A 15,891-nucleotide genomic window follows, 5' to 3' on the forward strand; every position below is an offset into this window, starting at 1 on the left:
GGCGCCGGGCGGGCGCGGGGCCTCGCACCACTTCCGGTGGGCGCCCTCCTGATCCTTGCCCACCTCGTCGCCGGGAAGCACGGGGTCGTCCTGGTCGATCCGCGGCAGCCGCTTGCCCGTGTCGACGCGGAGCGAGGGCTTCCTCAGCGTCTGGTGCCGAGCCGCGCCGCAGGGCTCGACACGCGCGAGAAGGACGCCGGTGTGCAACGGATGGAGATCGATTGCGATACGGCCGTCGTGACCGGATCGAGGGATTCGGCGGGCTCGGGCATGCGCGTCGCTCCTCGGGCGGGGGATGCGGGCCTCCGGAGGCCCGCGGCGCCCGGGGATGCGCGCGCTCGGGTCCGGATGTATCCCAGGTGTAGGACCCGGGGCGACCCCCTGTCAAGGCTTTGTACTGACATCCTGACCTGCTCCTGAAATAATGTCTTAACAAAGTCTTGACAGGGGGGTCCGTCAGGGGTTTGTATCCCGTCCCAACGAATCAGCGCAGTCGGCCTACCGGCACAATGATCCGGACTTTCCGAGTCCGGGCCCGCGCGGGCGCTCCGCCCGACGCTGTCCCGATCCCTTTCCCCCCGTCGCACAGTGAGGTGCAGGAAAGATGGACCGCACGTTTCACTCCCGCTCGCGCAGAGTGGCCCCCTTCTTCGCCATGGCCGCGGCATCCGCGCTGCTGATAGCCGGCTGCTCCAGCGGTTCCGGCGGAAAGAAGTCCGAGGAGGGCGGGGCGGACGCCTCCGCGGGCAAGGCGAACACCCCCCGGATGAAGGTCGCGCTGGTCACCCACCAGGCCCCCGGCGACACCTTCTGGGACATCGTCCGCAAGGGCGCGCAGGCGGCGGCCGCCAAGGACAACATCGAGCTGATCTACTCGGCGGACCCGAACGCCGGCACCCAGGCCAACCTCGTGCAGAACGCGATCGACCAGAAGGTCGACGGCATCGCCATCACCCTCGCCAAGCCCGACGCGATGAAGGACGTCGTGGCCAAGGCGACCAAGGCGGGCATCCCTGTCGTCGGCCTCAACTCCGGTCTGAGCGACTGGCAGAACCTCGGTCTGATGTCCTTCTTCGGACAGGACGAGAGCGTGGCGGGCGAGGCGTTCGGCAAGCGGCTGAACGACGTCGGTGCGAAGAAGGCCGTCTGTGTCGTGCAGGAGCAGGGCAACGTCGGCCTGGAGCAGCGCTGCGCCGGTGTGAAGAAGACCTTCGAGGGCGACACCCAGATCCTCAACGTCACGGGTACCGACATGCCGTCCGTGAAGTCGACCATCTCCGCCAAGCTCAAGCAGGACACCGCCATCGACTACGTGGTCGCGCTCGGTGCCCCCTACGCCCTGACGGCGGTCCAGTCGGTCGCGGACGCCGGCAGCAAGGCGAAGGTCGCCACCTTCGACCTGAACAAGGAGCTGACGGACGCGATCAAGAGCGGTGACATCCAGTTCGCGGTCGACCAGCAGCCGTATCTGCAGGGCTACCTGGCCGTGGACTCGCTGTGGCTCTACAAGAACAACGGCAACTACAGCGGCGGCGGCGAGGAAGCGGTGCTGACCGGCCCCGCGTTCGTCGACAAGAAGAACGTCGACACGATCGCAGGGTTCGCCGCGAAGGGCACCCGGTGATCTGAGATGTCCCAAGCAACGGCTCCGGCGGCGAGTTCCTCGCCGCCGGCTCCGCCGGCCGGCACCCAGAAGGACGGGCGCACCGCACAGCGCTCGCTCGGACGGCGGCTGCTGGCGCGCCCGGAGGTCGGCGCGCTGATCGCCGCGATCGGGGTGTACGTCTTCTTCTTCTCGGTGGCTCCGTCCTTCCGGGAGGCCAGTTCGCTGGCGACCGTGCTCTACCAGGCCTCCGTCATGGGCATCATGGCGATCCCGGTGGCCCTGCTGATGATCGGCGGCGAGTTCGACCTGTCCGCCGGTGTCGCGGTCACCACCTCCGCCCTGACCGCCGCGATCCTGAGTTTCCAGCTCACGGTGAACGTGTGGACGGGCGTGATCGTCGCGCTGATCGTGTCGCTGGCCGTGGGGGCGTTCAACGGCTGGCTGCTGATCAAGACCGGTCTGCCCAGCTTCCTCGTGACCCTGGGCTCGTTCCTGATCCTCCAGGGCTCGAACCTGGCGGTGACGAAGATCTTCACCGGCAACGTCGCCAGCGACTCCATCAGCGACATGGACGGCTTCGACCAGGCCAAGAGCGTCTTCGCCTCCGAGGTCGGCATCGGCGGCGTCGAGGTCAAGGTCACGGTCTTCTACTGGCTGGCGTTCGCGGCGATCGCGACATGGCTGCTGCTGCGCACCAGGTTCGGCAACTGGATCTTCGCGGTCGGTGGGAACAAGGACAGTGCGCGGGCCGTCGGCGTGCCCGTGAACTTCACCAAGGTCGCCCTGTTCATGGGCGTCGGCGCGGGCGCGTGGTTCGTGGGCATGCACCTGCTGTTCTCGTTCAACACGGTGCAGTCCGGCGAGGGTGTGGGCAACGAGTTCCTGTACATCATCGCCGCGGTGATCGGCGGCTGTCTGCTGACCGGTGGCTACGGCTCGGCGGTGGGCCCGGTGATCGGTGCCTTCATCTTCGGCATGGTGTCCCAGGGCATCGTCTACGCCAACTGGAACCCCGACTGGTTCAAGGCCTTCCTCGGCGTGATGCTCCTGATCGCCGCCCTCGTCAACTTGTGGGTCCGCAGCCAGGCGACCCGGAGGTGAACCACCCCATGACCGACCCCAACGGATCCCCGGCCGACGGTGCGACCGCGAACGACGCCGCGAACGACGCCGCGAACGACGCCGCGAACGGCACCGCGAAGGACGCCGCGAACGCTGCTGCGAAGGACGCCGCGAGCGGCACCGCGAAGGACCCCGCCGACGACACCGCGCGGGACGTGGCGCCCGGCCCGGACCGCCCGATCGTCGAGCTGCGTGAGGCGGGCAAGTCCTACGGCAACATCCGCGCCCTGCACGGCGTGAACCTCACCGTCCACCCCGGCCGCGTCACCTGCGTCCTGGGCGACAACGGCGCCGGCAAGTCCACCCTCATCAAGATCATCTCCGGGCTGCATCAGCACACCGAGGGCGAGTTCGTCGTCGACGGAGACCCGGTGCGCTTCACCACCCCGCGGGACGCCCTGGACGCCGGAATCGCCACCGTCTACCAGGACCTCGCCACGGTGCCGCTGATGCCGGTCTGGCGCAACTTCTTCCTCGGCTCCGAGATGACCAAGGGCCCCTGGCCCGTGCGCCGCCTCGACATCCAGCGGATGAAGAAGACCGCGGACGAGGAACTGCGGAACATGGGCATCGTCCTGGACGACCTCGACCAGCCCATCGGCACCCTCTCCGGCGGCCAGCGCCAGTGCGTGGCCATCGCCCGCGCCGTCTACTTCGGCGCCCGGGTCCTCATCCTGGACGAGCCCACCGCCGCCCTGGGCGTCAAGCAGTCGGGTGTGGTGCTGAAGTACATCGCCGCCGCCCGCGACCGCGGCCTCGGCGTCATCTTCATCACCCACAACCCGCACCACGCCTACATGGTCGGCGACCACTTCAGCGTCCTGCGCCTGGGGACCCTCGAACTGAGCGCCGCCCGCGACCAGGTCAGCCTCGACGAACTCACCAACCACATGGCGGGCGGCACCGAACTCGCCGCCCTCAAGCACGAACTCGCCCAGGTGCGCGGCGTGGACGTCGAGGAACTCCCCGAAGCCGAGGAACTCACCGCACCCGCGGTCGCCTCGAAGGACGGGGCCGCGTAACACCCCGGCCGCCGCTCCCCGTGAGCGGTCACGCCGACGACACGGCCGCGGTCGTCAGGACGGCTCTTCGAACATGGGCGCCCGCCACCCCGAGGGGCGCCCGGGAGAGGCATCCTGACGGCCGCGGCCGTGCGCGCCGACGGCGGTCCGGGAGGCGAAGTCCCCCGCCGGCCACCGCGGTTCACCAGCCCCGGACCGCCGTTCCGGCCCCGCCGCCGACGCCGGGTCGATGTCGGCCCGATTCACGACTTGGCTGGCGATCGCCTTGCTGTTCGGTTACCGGGCCGTCACCATGAGGTGTGCCGCCCGGAGCCGTACGCTCGAGGAGACGCCTATGGACAGGTACGAGCAGCCCTTCGCCACGAGCGTCGTCAGGGACTTGCACGACACCTCACTGGACGAGGTACCGGAGTCCGCTCAGGAGTCGGCCATGGCAAGGACGCTCGCAGGTGGCGGAGAGCCGGTGGCCGCCTTCCAGTCGTCGCTCTGACCGGCCCGGCCGGAACGACGGGGAACCGTACCGGTGACGGTGGCGGCGCGGCCCTTCCGCCAGTTCGTGATCAAGGTGCACAGCCGGTGCGATCTGGCCTGTGACCACTGCTACGTCTACCAGCACGCCGACCAGAGCTGGCGCCGGCGTCCGGGGACGATGTCCGAGGAGACGTTCCGTCGTACGGCCGAGCGGATCGCCGAGCACGCCGCCGCCCACCGGCTCCCTCGCGTCCATGTCGTCCTGCACGGGGGCGAACCGCTGCTCGCCGGGCGGGAACGGCTGCGCGGCTACGCCCGCGCACTGCGCTCGGCCCTCGACGGCGTGGCCGCGCTCGATCTGCGGATGCAGACCAACGGACTGCGGCTGGACGACGCGTTCTGCGCGATGCTCGTCGAGGAGTCGGTCGTCACCAGCGTCTCGCTCGACGGGGACCGGGCGTCCCACGACCGCCATCGGATCAGACGGGACGGCTCCGGCTCCTACCACGACGTGGTGCGCGCGGTGCGCCTGCTGGGCGCGCCGGCCCACCGCGCCGCCTTCGGCGGGCTGCTCTGCACGATCGACGTCGAGAACGACCCGGTGGAGGTGTACCGGGCCCTGGCCGAACTCGACCCGCCCGCAGTCGACTTCCTGCTGCCGCACGCCACCTGGGAGTACCCGCCGCCCCGCCCCGGCGGGGAGACCGGCACCGAGTACGCCCACTGGCTGATCGCCGTGCACAAGCAGTGGACCGCCGACGGCATGCCGATGCGGATCCGGATGTTCGAGTCGATCAGCCGGCTGAGCCGTGGTCGCGGCAGCCTCACCGAGGCGCTGGGGCTGGGCAGTTCGGACCTGCTCGTGGTGGAGACCGACGGTGCCGTGGAGCAGGCCGACTGGTTGAAGACGGCCTATCCGGGAGCCCCCGAGACCGGTATGCACGTCGACACCCACCGCCTGGAGGAGGCGGCCGCGCACCGGGGCATCCAGGCCCGCCGCGCCGGACTGGACGGGCTCAGCGCGCAGTGCCGTGCCTGCCCCGTCGTGACGGTCTGCGGCGGCGGCCTCTACGGACACCGCCACCGCAGGTCCAACGGCTTCGACAACCCGTCCGTCTACTGCGCGGACCTGCTGAGGATCATCGAGTACGTCCAGAGCGCGGAACGCGACGACGCCGACGTCCGGCACGGCTGGCACGGCCTGTCCTGGGTCCACTTCGACGAACTGGCCGCCGGACACGGCAGCACGGCGGCGGTCCGGTCGCTGGCCGCGGCCCAGAACAGCCAACGGCGGGCGCTGCTGGCGGCCGCCCGCCGCGCGGACACCCAGGGACCGGGCAACCAGGGGCCGGGCAACCAAGGGCCGGACACCCAGACACCGGACACTCAGGGACCGGGCACCCAGGGGTCGGGCGGCCCGGCGCCGGTCCCGGGTCCGGGCGCGGTCCCGGGGCGCGGCCCGGTGACCGGCGGCCCGGTGGATTCGGCACCCGGCTGGGACGCGGTCCTCGCCCTGCCCGCCGCCGCCCTGGACGTGCTGCTCGCCGACCCGTACCTGCGCGTATGGGCCCTCGCCTGCGGCCGGTCGGTGCGACGGCGGGCCGAGGGCCACCCGGCCGAGGCCGCCCTGTCGGCCGTCGCGCGCACCGGAGGCCGGCTCACCCTGACCGTCCCGCTGCGGCACGGCTCCGAGGGCCCGGCGATCCATCTGCCTGGCATCGGACGGCTGTTGCTGCGTGGCGGCAGCCGCGACCGGTCCGCCCGCACGCTCACGGTGACGGCGGCCGACACCGCCCTCACCGTCGAAGGACGCGCCCTGGGCCGGGAGCGGCCGCCCGACGGCATGATCTGGCAGCCGCTGCGCCACCTGTCCGCGGACGGACTGGACGTGGCCCTGGACGACCTGGACCCCTCCCGCGACTGCTACGGCTACGCGCCCCGGCCCCGGCTCTCCGAGGCCGAATTCCGACGCTGGGAGGTCATGTTCGAGGAGGCGTGGCAGCTGATCCGGACGGAGTACGCCGACTACGCACAGGGCATCGCCGCCGGCCTGACCACCGTCACCCCCCTCACCCCCGCACCCTCCGGCGACGACGTCAGCGCCACCTCCCGGCACGCCTTCGGTGCCGTCGGCATCGCGCTGCCCCGCTCGGCCGAGGACCTGGCCATGCTGCTCGTCCACGAATACCAGCACGTCAAACTGGGTGCGATGCTCGACATGTTCGACCTGCTCGACGGTGTCGACGAGCGCCGCTACCGCGTGCTGTGGCGGCCCGACGCCAGGCCCCTCGACGCCATCCTCCAGGGCGCCTACGCCCACCTCGCCGTCGCCGACGTGTGGCGGATCAGGGTCCGTCGCGGAGCGGCCGACGTCGGCGCCACCCTGTACGAACGCTCCCCCGCGGAGGCCGACAAGTGGCGCACGGCGGTGCTGGACGCCCTCGACACCGTGGCCGGAACCGGCTCGCTGACGGCCCTCGGGCACCGTTTCCTACGCGGGTTGCGGGGCGAGGCGGAAACACTGGGCGGAGTGGCCGAAACGGGTCCGATCGCGGTGTAATGGTCAGCCAACTCCCTTTCCTCGCAACCGTGTCCGGTACAACTTGCTCCGGCCCGACCCCTGGTACCGGCGGTGGTTTTCGCGTTCCAATGGATCCTTGGAGGAGATCCAGCTGCGAAGTAGGGGCCTGGGAGGGGCCCGCGGTGGGCTTACGGGGGAGGGGAAAGGCGAGTCCATGGTTCAGGCGGTATCTCAGGCGACTCGGTCGGCGGATTCCTCCGATCCGTACGTGTTCTTCATGAGCTACGCACGGACGCAGTTGGCGGGGGTGCGGGCCAGGAAAGACGCTTCGGACGTGGCGCTGGAGCAGTTCCATGTCCAGTTATGCAGCGACATCATGCAGTTGACCGACCACGATGGTCTGGAACTGCCGGGATTCCTGGACAAGAGAATGCATCCCGGAGACGACTGGGAGGGCCGGCTCAAACAGGCCCTGGCCACCTGCCGGGTCTTCGTTCCGATCTACAACAGCCGGTACTTCAGGCGGGAATGGTGCGGAAAGGAATGGGACGCCTTCGCACGGCGCCAGCAGCTCCGTACCCGGCCCTACACGGGCAACGCGATCATCCCCGTCCTGTGGGTGGGGGAGCAGCATCTGACGCTGCCGACCGTCGCGGCCAAGGTGCAGTACGCCCACACCGATCTGGGTAAGGATTACCTGCAGTCCGGCCTCTACGGACTGAAGCAGGCGGGCCGCCACGCCAAGTACCGCAGCTCCGTATGGGCGCTCGCCCAGATGATCGTCAGAGTGGCTCAGCAGACCAGCCTGGAACCGTGCGACGTGGAGCTGTTCAGTGACCTCCGGAACGTCTTCGAGGGGGAATAGCGGGATGCCGATGTTCTTCATGAGCTATGCGCGGGTTCCTGCTCCCCGGCACCGGGACATCTCCCAGGACCCCAACCGCCTGGTCTTCCGGTTCTTCGACGAACTGTGCGGGAAAGTGGCCCGCCACGCGAGAGTGCCGCGGGAGGAGGCCGGCTTCGTCGAGCGGCCCGGGGCGCCGGGGGAGAGCTCGATCAAGGCGCTCCTCGGCTGCCAGGTCTTCGTCCCGCTGTACTCGAAGCGGTACTTCAGCAATCCGCAGTGCGGGCGTCAGTGGACCGCCGTCACGCAGCAGAGCGTGCAGGGGGCGCGGCCGAGCATCGTCCCGGTGCTGTGGACGCCGTACTCGCCCACGTCGCTCCCCGAGCGGATCAAGGACAAGCAGCAGTACCCCGAGGTGCCGGAGGGCTTCGGTGAGGCCGCCGAGAACTACGCCTCCATGGGGCTGCACCGACTGCTGGACCAGGTGATCGACCTGGCCGAACGCCCGGACCCGGACGACGAGCACATGGCGGCGCAGTTCTCCGCCCAGGTCGCCCAGCTGACCGACTGGCTCGCCCGGCGCATCGTCGACGAGGCGGCCACGGTGCCCCGCCAGCCCCCGGCGCACTCCGGCGGGGGACGGACGGCCGAACCGACGACCCTGGCCGGGCTGGACGACGCCTTCGCCGATCCGCCCTTCGCCTCCCCGCTGCACATCACCGTGCTCGCCCCGACCGAGGAACAGTTACCGGTCGGCCGTGACAACACGCGCTACGGCCCCCGCGTCGACGACTGGCGGCCCTACGGGCAGGCGGTGGGACCGCTGGTCGAGCAGATGGAGGCGCTGGCCCGCAACCTCGGCTTCGCGCCCACCGTGCATCCCTTCCACAAGCACCAGGCGGAGCTGAGGAGCAAGGAGATCCCGACGGCGCCCTGGATCCTGGTCGTGGACCCCTGGGCTCTGGAGGACCCTCAAATGGCCGCCCAGGCAAGGGAGTTCGACAGGGCCCGCCGACCCTGGACGGGGGTGCTGAGTACTCTGGCGGGGGACGACCTGCAGACCAAGGAGCAGTCCGACCGGCTGCGCGGACTGCTGCTCTCCCACTTCCCCCGCTTCCTCAGCGAGGGACGGACGGGGGAGCAGGAGGCGGTGCGCGGCCTGACCGGGGCGGATGTCTTCACCCGCTGGTTCAGCGAGCTGGCCGAGGCGACCAAGATCCGGTATCTACGGTACATTCATTCGCAATTGTCCCGGAGCGCCGTTGACGCCCGGGATGTTCCGGAATCCGGTGCGGACCTGCCCCGACGGCCCGACGCCGGCAGGGACGACGGGGCACCGAGCGACGGACGTCGCGTGGAGGGCAGGCCATGACCGGCGACGACGCGGGCAGGATCATCACGTTCTACTCGTACAAGGGCGGTACGGGACGGACGATGGCGCTCGCCAACACGGCCTGGATCCTGGCCTCCGCGGGCAAGGCGGTCCTGGTCGTCGACTGGGACCTCGACGCTCCGGGCCTGGACCGCTTCCTGCACCCCTTCCTCAGCGAGAACCAGCTGCGCTCCACGCCGGGCGTGCTCGAACTGGTCAGCCGCTCCACCCAGTCCATGCTCCAGTCCTCCGCCGTCGCGGAGCAGAAACGCCCGGGCGAACTGGATTCCGAATCGTCGATCTCGGTCGACATGTGGGCGGCCGACGGCATCCCCCTCAACAGCTGCCTGATCCAGGTCGACTGGGACTTCCCCGAGGGCGGCCAGCTCTACTACCTCCCGGCCGGGACGAAGAACAAGGGCTATCTGTCGGCGTTCTCGCAGTTCGACTGGAAGCCCTTCATGGACGGGCCGCTGGCCACCAGGTTCCTGGAAGCGCTGAAGCGGGAGTTCGTCGGCAACTTCGACTACGTCCTCATCGACAGCCGTACCGGGCTCAACGACATCTCCGACATCTGCACCGTCAACCTGCCCCACACCCTGGTCACGTGCTTCACCCCGAGCAGCCAGAGCATCGAGGGCGCGGCCGGCGTCGCCGAGCGCATCGACGGGATGTACGGCAACCGGGACATCCGCATCCTGCCGGTCCCCATGCGCGTCGAGAACGCCGAGGCCGACCGGCTGGACGCCGCCCGCGGACAGATCCAGTACCGCTTCGACCGCGTGGTGCGCAAGCACATCCCGCACCAGGACCCGGAGGACTACTGGGGGAGCGTGGAGATCCCCTACCGGCCCATCTACTCCTACGAGGAGACGCTGGCCCCCTTCCGCGAACAGCCTGGCGACCCCAAGAGCCTGCTCGCCGCCTACGAGAGACTCACCGAGGTCATCACCGAGGGGCAGGTCGCCTCGATGCCGCGCATCGACGAGCCGCTGCGCCGCAAGACCCTGGAGCGGTACACCCGTCACCGTCCGCCGCGCATCTCCGATGTCTACGTCAGCTTCGTTCCGCAGGACCGCAGTTGGGCCCACTGGGCGGGCGCGGTCCTGGAGCAGGCCGGTTTCAAGGTGCACCTGGCGCAGGAGGGCACGGTCGAGAGCGCGCAGCGCAGGGACGAGATCGAGCGCGGCGTCGAGTCGGCCTCGCACACCCTGGTCATCTTCTCCGAGGCGTATCTGAGATCGTCCCGCTTCCGCACCACCTGGGAGGCGGTCTACGCCGAGGGCGACCGGCGCGCCCACCAGCTGGTCTCGATGCAGGTCGACCGCAAGCTGTCGCTGGACGCACCCTTCACGGAACAGCTCGCCGACATGACCCGCTGCGACACGGGGGAGGCGGGCCGGGAGGCGTTGCTGAGCAGCTTCGGCCGGTCGGCGGAGTCGCTGACGCGCAACCACTTCACGGGCGCCGAGCAGAAGCTGCCCCGATTCCCGGGGGCGGAACCGCCGATCTTCTCGGTCCCGCTGCGGACCTCGTCCTTCACCGGCCGCACCGAACTGCTGGAGGGCATCCGGGCGAAGCTGTGGCGGGAGGACACCAGAGCCCTGGTCCTCAAGGGCATGGGCGGCGTGGGCAAGACCCTGCTGGCCCAGGAGTTCGCCTACCGCTACCGGAGCGACTACGACGTCATCTGGCACATCCAGGCCGAGCAGCGCATCCTGGCCGTCGAGCGGTACGCGGGCATGGCCGAGTCGCTGGGCCTGCCGGAGCGCACCAACCCCACGGACACCGCCAAGACGGTGTACGAGGCCCTCAACCACGGTGAGCCGTACGGCAGTTGGCTGCTCATCCTGGACAACGTGACCGAGGCCGACCACCTCCCCGAGTTCATGATGGACGGCCGAGGCGGCCACATCCTGATCACCAGCCAGCGCTCCGAGGGCTGGGGCCGGTTCGTGGACACCGTCGACGTCCCCGTGTTCGAGCGCGACGAGAGCATCGCCCACCTGCACAGCCGCCTGCCCGACTGCGGCTGGCCGGAGGCCGACCAGATCGCGGAGGCCCTGGGCGACCTGCCGATCGCCATCGAACGTGCCGCCGCCTACATCGAGCAGACCAGGGTCGACGTCCGCGGCTACATCAAGCAGCTCCAGCCCCAGGCCACCGGAGCCCCCGCCGACAACACGGTCGGCGAGGTCGTCAAGTCCAGCACCAACACCTGGGAGTTCGCGCTCGGACAGCTGAAGGAGAACTTCCCCCCGGCGGTGAAGCTCCTGCAGATCTGTTCCTACTACAGCCCCGAGCCCATCTCCATGGACCTGCTGGAGGGCGTCGAGGTCTCCCGCGCCCTGGGCGGGGCACGCACCGTCTCCCGCGCCTACAAGGAGCTGAGCCGGTTCTCCCTGGTCACGGTCGACCGCAAGGCCCGAAGCCTGACGGTGCACCGGATGATGCAGATCGCCATGCGCGAGGAGATGACCGAGGCGGAGCGCGAGGACGCCCGCGAGGTGGTCTACCGTTCGCTGATCGCCGCCCGGCCCAACGGAGACGACCCCGAGAACCCCAACACCTGGGAGAAGTACCGCATCATCTGGCCGCACCTCGGTACGCCCTGGGCCGAGACGTCGTCCGACGAGGGCATCAGGGAACTCTTCGTCGACCGCGTCCGCCAGCTGCGCCGCCGGGGCGAGCTGACCCAGGCGATGGACTACAGCGTGCGCCGGGTGGACGCCTGGACCGCACTGGGACCGCCGGACGAACGCTGGACGCTCCACATGCGCTTCCAGATCGCCAACATCCTGCGTGCCCAGGGCAGATACGAGGAGTCGCTCTCCCTGGACCAGGAGATCCTGGAGCGGCAGCTCGCCGTGCTGGACGACGAGGACGACCAGCACATCCTCATGACCACCAGCAGCATCGCGGCCGACCTGCGCGGTCTGGGCCGCCTGACGGAGGCACTGCGGTACGACGAGGAGACGTACCAGAGATACGAGCTGATCTACGGCGAGGACCATGCGCGCACCCTCAGCGCCGCCAACAACCTCGCGGTCGCCCTGCGGCTCTCCGGCGACTACTACAAGGCGCGCGAACTGGACCGCAGGACACTGGAACTGCGGGAGGCGATCCAGCTCCACGACCATCCGCTGACCATCGAGTCGGCGGTCAACCTCGGCCGCGACCTGCGTGACTGCGGGGACTACGAGGAGTCCGTCACCCTGCTGAAGCGGGCCTACGAACGCTGTCTGCGCAATCCGCGCCTCACCCAGGGCTCGCCGACCGTGCTCAACACGGCCAAGGGCCTGGCCGGTTCCCTGCGCCGCGCGGGCCAGCCGGTGGAGGCCGAGGAACTCGTGCGCCATGTGCTGAGGAGCACCCCCGAGGGAGAGAAGGGATCCTCCTCGGAACGCTCGCTCCTGGAGATGAGCCTGGCGGGCGACATGGCCGCCCAGGGACGCGTCGACGAAGCGCTGACCCTCATCCGCAGAGTCCTGGACGACCTGCGCAACAACCTGGGGGACGGCCACTCCCAGACGGTGGCCTGCTCGGTCAACTACGCCGTCCTGCTGCTGGACGACATCGCCACCATCCGCCCCGAAGCGGCCGACAGGGCCTACGAGTTGCTGCTCTGGGCGCAGGCGACGTTCTGTGAACTCAACGGCGACCACCATCCCTATGTGCTCATCTGCCGCGCGAACCTCGCCGTGGCGGAGGCCGCGCTCGGCAAGTGGGACGAGGCCAGGAAGACCAGCCACGACGCCTACGAGCTGCTCAAGGAGGTGCTCGGCCCCACCCACCCGTCGACACTGACCTGTGCCGGGAACCTGGCCGTCGTCCTGAGCCATCTGGGCCGGGCCGACGCGGCCCGCACCAAGCACCATGACACCCTGGCCGCGCTGAGCAAGCGCATCGGCCGGGAACACCCCCGCGTGGTGGCCCTCCAGGAGTGGAAGCTCAGCTGCCTCGACCTGGAGCCGCACCCGATCTGAGCGACGGGCCCGTACGCGCGGCCGGTACCGGTATCGGTGGCGGCCGCGCACCCGGCGCGGTGTGCCGGGTCAGCGCCCCGCCGAGTCCCGGGCCCAGGCGAGCACCTGGGGAAGGGCCGGCAGCGCCGCGAAGTGGGCGGCGGACGGCTGCAGTACGGCCTTGGCCGAGGGGATCCGCTTGGTCAGCCAGTGGAAATGGGCGACCGGGGCGAACACGTCGCGCTCGCCGTGCCACAGCATCACGGGCACGGAACCGTCGATCTCCTTGAGTTCGAACCCCCAGTGCGTCCGGAACGCGACCAGGTCGTCCACCCAGCCCATCGGCGCGCGCGGATCGACCGACTCCTCCTCGCCCTGCTCAGCCCGGCCCACCGCCGACAGATAGTTCCGCAGGAGGTGCTGGCGGATGCCGGCGTCCTCGACGATCACGCGGTCGACGCTGGGCATCTCCTCCCGCAGGGACGCCAGGAACACGGTCGGATCGCGGCGGATGGTCTCGGCGTTACGGGCCAGCAGCGCACCCAGTTCGGTCACGTCGGGGGCATGGCGGTCGAGCAGGTCGTAGGTCGACACGTTGGACTCGGACATCTCCTTGTGCCAGTCGAGTCCGTCGCCGTCGGCATCGGGCGGAGCGAGCGAGACCAACGCGGCGACGCTCGCCACCTGGCTGCCGATGTTCCGGGCCGCGCAGGCCAGGGCGTGTGGTGCGCCTCCCGACCTGCCCACCACGGAGTACTTCTTGAGATCCAGGTCCTCGGCGATGGTGCTGACGTCCACGGCGGCGTCGACCACCGTGCGTCTGCGATGGCGGTCGGAGCCGCCGTACCCCGGCCGGTCGTAGGCGATGAGCCGTACGCCGAGCTTGTGGAGGTCGAAGGTGCGCAGCCGGGGCCCGAGTCGGCTTCCGGGAGTTCCGTGCAGCAGAAACACCGGGTGTGCGTCCGGATCGCCCCAGGTCTCGTAGGCGATCGTCCGTCCGCCGGACGGCGTCTTCACTGTCTTGACCACCCGATGCCCTCCCGTGCCAGCGGCTGTGGAGTGAAGCGCGGGACCTCCCAGCATTACGCATGGGAGGCCCCGCTCCTAGTAGCTGCTCAGCCGTTCTGGCTTCATGTGGCAAGAATTGGGTAAACGTGGGCCACTCGGCTGTTCACGCCCCAAGGTAGTGCACCGGGGCACGAGTCGCCGGATGAGGATGGAATTGATGGTGACCGAGTGAGTCATGGGATATGCCGCCTCATCGCGCTTCCGACGTCCGTTCCGCACCTTCGTGATGCCCGGCAGCTGGGTGAACACACATCCACCCGTACGGAGCAGGGCGGACGCTGACGTTCCGGGAAGTGGCGCGTGTCACGCCCCCGGCGCCGGTTCGGGGCGGTGCACACCGCGCGGCCGATAGCCCAGGAGGTCGGAGCGGCCCAGCAGGCCGGCCAGCAGCCAGACGATCGCCAGCCACATCTCCGTGCCCTGCAACCCCGGCTCCGGGCCGGGCCCCGCCGTACCCCCTCCGAATCCGAACCCTCGGCCGTCCTGCCAGCGGGTCAGGACGGCGGCGAGCCGGCGCTCGGCCCACGCGCGGATCTCGGCCGACCCGTAGCCGTCGCCGTCGCCGTCTCCGTCCGCACCGCCCGGCTGCCGTGTGCACAGCCACAACGGATGGGCGACATCAAGGACGTTGCACGCGTTCTCGCGGCCCGCGCCGAGGTGGCGTGTGTCGCGGGAGTGGTCCAGAACCGCGTCCACGACCCTCTCCGGATGCGGAACGGGTACCCCGTACTGCGCGAAGGAACCCCGCGTCAGCCGGTAGTAGCCGTTGACCACCTGAAGACGGCCGGTGGCGGCCGAGGGGCTGCCCCACTCAGCGCACACGAAGAGTCGAGGAGGGTGCGGGTCACCTTCCAGTCCCCGGTCGGCGGCCTCGGTGAACGTCTTGGAGGCCGCGCCCGGGGTGTGATGGATCCCCCTGCCCCGGGTGTGTTGCGGAGCAGGGGGATCCATCAGATGTACCGGATCAGCTGTCCGCCAGAGTGCATGCCCTCTCGGCGTGTGCGTTACGGACACCGAGGTCCCGGAGCAATTGCCAGCACATTCCCCAATCGCTGGGGCCGCCCCCTGATTGGCCGATGTTGCAGGCCCGCCTGACCCAGGTCCCGACCGTGTAACCCCGGTCCGCCAGATACTGTCGGCAGTCCCGCGCATTGGCCTGCGCCGGAGCCGCCAGTGCGACCGTCCCGACAAAGATCGCGGTCGCCGCGACGGATGTTGCGGAGGCGCCCGCGAGCAGTCTCTTTACGTTAGCCACGAATTGACACCTTTCGGCATGCAAGGGTACTTCGTCGTCTCAACTCTCGTGGTGGCGAGGGCTGTCCGTAAGATTACCCAGTGGTAGGTCAACTGGGCAGGACAGGAAGGAAGTTGACTGCCAGACAGTCTTTCCGGTCTGCGTTGTACGGCCGGTCGTCGGGATCCGGATGCCGGGCGGGAAAAGGATGTCGGGGATGGATGGTGAGGAGTGCCGACGCGGATGCTGCGGTACGGACGGAGCCGACACTGCCGCTGCGGCAGCGGGTCGATCACCGCCCCGCGCGCTGCCACACACCCTGCGCGCCATCGTCGTCGAAGACGAGACCATCGCAGAGCTGGAGATGATCGTCGGCTTCGACGAGGACCCGGCCGCCAGCACATCGGCCGTCGGTCAAACTCGCAGGTCCGGGCACTCGGCATCAGCCGGGCGGGACAACACTGCTTCTGCCCGGGGCAGCGGCATCACGACGTCACCCTCGGAGTACTGGCACTGCCAGCCGCTCGCGCTGATCAGGTCCAGGACAGCCTGCCAGTCCTCCACCGAGGCGTCAGGGACACGCACGTCCGGCAGCGACCCCATCTCATCAAGGTCGAAGAAGTACTCGACGTCATCCCACAGCAGATCAGACACCCTGCCATGCCG

The 15,891-nt window shown here is 69.6% G+C and carries 10 protein-coding genes and 2 pseudogenes; 8 read left to right on the plus strand and 4 right to left on the minus strand.

Annotated elements, in window-relative coordinates; all coding sequences use genetic code 11:
• Nucleotides 1-143 precede the first annotated feature (143 nt).
• A complete protein-coding gene (locus ACZ6BB_RS01995) occupies nucleotides 144-272 on the minus strand; it encodes a hypothetical protein (protein WP_471613388.1) in 129 nt (42 codons plus the stop codon).
• A gap of 332 nt (nucleotides 273-604) precedes the next feature.
• Between ACZ6BB_RS01995 and ACZ6BB_RS02000 the strand changes: the two genes are divergently transcribed.
• From ACZ6BB_RS02000 to fxsT, 8 genes are all read left to right on the plus strand, one after another.
• The gene (locus ACZ6BB_RS02000) at nucleotides 605-1,624 is read left to right on the plus strand and encodes a sugar ABC transporter substrate-binding protein (protein WP_471613389.1); all 1,020 of its coding nucleotides are present in this window, start codon (nucleotides 605-607) and stop codon (nucleotides 1,622-1,624) included.
• A 6-nt stretch (nucleotides 1,625-1,630) separates the two neighbouring features.
• Complete coding sequence (locus tag ACZ6BB_RS02005) at nucleotides 1,631-2,707, plus strand: ABC transporter permease (RefSeq protein WP_471613390.1); 1,077 nt, start codon at nucleotides 1,631-1,633, stop codon at nucleotides 2,705-2,707.
• Between the two features lie 8 nt (nucleotides 2,708-2,715).
• Nucleotides 2,716-3,750 (plus strand): ATP-binding cassette domain-containing protein, encoded by a 1,035-nt coding sequence (locus ACZ6BB_RS02010; protein ID WP_471613391.1) that lies wholly within the window; start codon nucleotides 2,716-2,718, stop codon nucleotides 3,748-3,750.
• 334 nt (nucleotides 3,751-4,084) lie between these two features.
• Nucleotides 4,085-4,240, plus strand: a complete 156-nt coding sequence (fxsA, locus tag ACZ6BB_RS02015) for an FxSxx-COOH cyclophane-containing RiPP peptide (RefSeq protein ID WP_063649857.1) — start codon at nucleotides 4,085-4,087, stop codon at nucleotides 4,238-4,240.
• Nucleotides 4,241-4,273: 33 nt separating this feature from the next.
• A complete protein-coding gene (locus ACZ6BB_RS02020) occupies nucleotides 4,274-6,781 on the plus strand; it encodes an FxsB family cyclophane-forming radical SAM/SPASM peptide maturase (RefSeq protein ID WP_471613392.1) in 2,508 nt (835 codons plus the stop codon).
• 238 nt (nucleotides 6,782-7,019) lie between these two features.
• Nucleotides 7,020-7,607 carry a TIR-like protein FxsC gene (locus tag ACZ6BB_RS02025; RefSeq protein WP_471613393.1) on the plus strand — a complete coding sequence of 196 codons (588 nt, stop codon included), beginning with the start codon at nucleotides 7,020-7,022 and terminating at the stop codon, nucleotides 7,605-7,607.
• Nucleotides 7,608-7,611: 4 nt separating this feature from the next.
• Nucleotides 7,612-8,958 (plus strand): FxsC protein, encoded by a 1,347-nt coding sequence (gene fsxC, locus ACZ6BB_RS02030; protein ID WP_471613394.1) that lies wholly within the window; start codon nucleotides 7,612-7,614, stop codon nucleotides 8,956-8,958.
• Nucleotides 8,955-12,944: an FxSxx-COOH system tetratricopeptide repeat protein gene (gene fxsT, locus ACZ6BB_RS02035; protein WP_471613395.1), complete on the plus strand. Its 3,990-nt coding sequence runs from the start codon at nucleotides 8,955-8,957 to the stop codon at nucleotides 12,942-12,944. The genes fsxC and fxsT overlap by 4 nt, the downstream gene beginning before the upstream one ends.
• A 69-nt stretch (nucleotides 12,945-13,013) precedes the next feature.
• Here fxsT and ACZ6BB_RS02040 read toward each other — a convergent pair whose 3' ends face one another.
• The 3 genes and pseudogenes from ACZ6BB_RS02040 to ACZ6BB_RS02050 all read right to left on the minus strand — a co-directional run.
• Complete coding sequence (locus ACZ6BB_RS02040; protein WP_471613396.1) at nucleotides 13,014-13,952, minus strand: alpha/beta fold hydrolase; 939 nt, start codon at nucleotides 13,950-13,952, stop codon at nucleotides 13,014-13,016.
• Nucleotides 13,953-14,294: 342 nt separating this feature from the next.
• Nucleotides 14,295-14,801, minus strand: a pseudogene (locus ACZ6BB_RS02045) (acyltransferase); the annotation flags it as partial.
• Between the two features lie 841 nt (nucleotides 14,802-15,642).
• Nucleotides 15,643-15,879, minus strand: a pseudogene (locus ACZ6BB_RS02050) (hypothetical protein); the annotation flags it as partial.
• Nucleotides 15,880-15,891 lie beyond the last annotated feature (12 nt).

This window comes from Streptomyces sp. NPDC041108 (assembly GCF_055592645.1).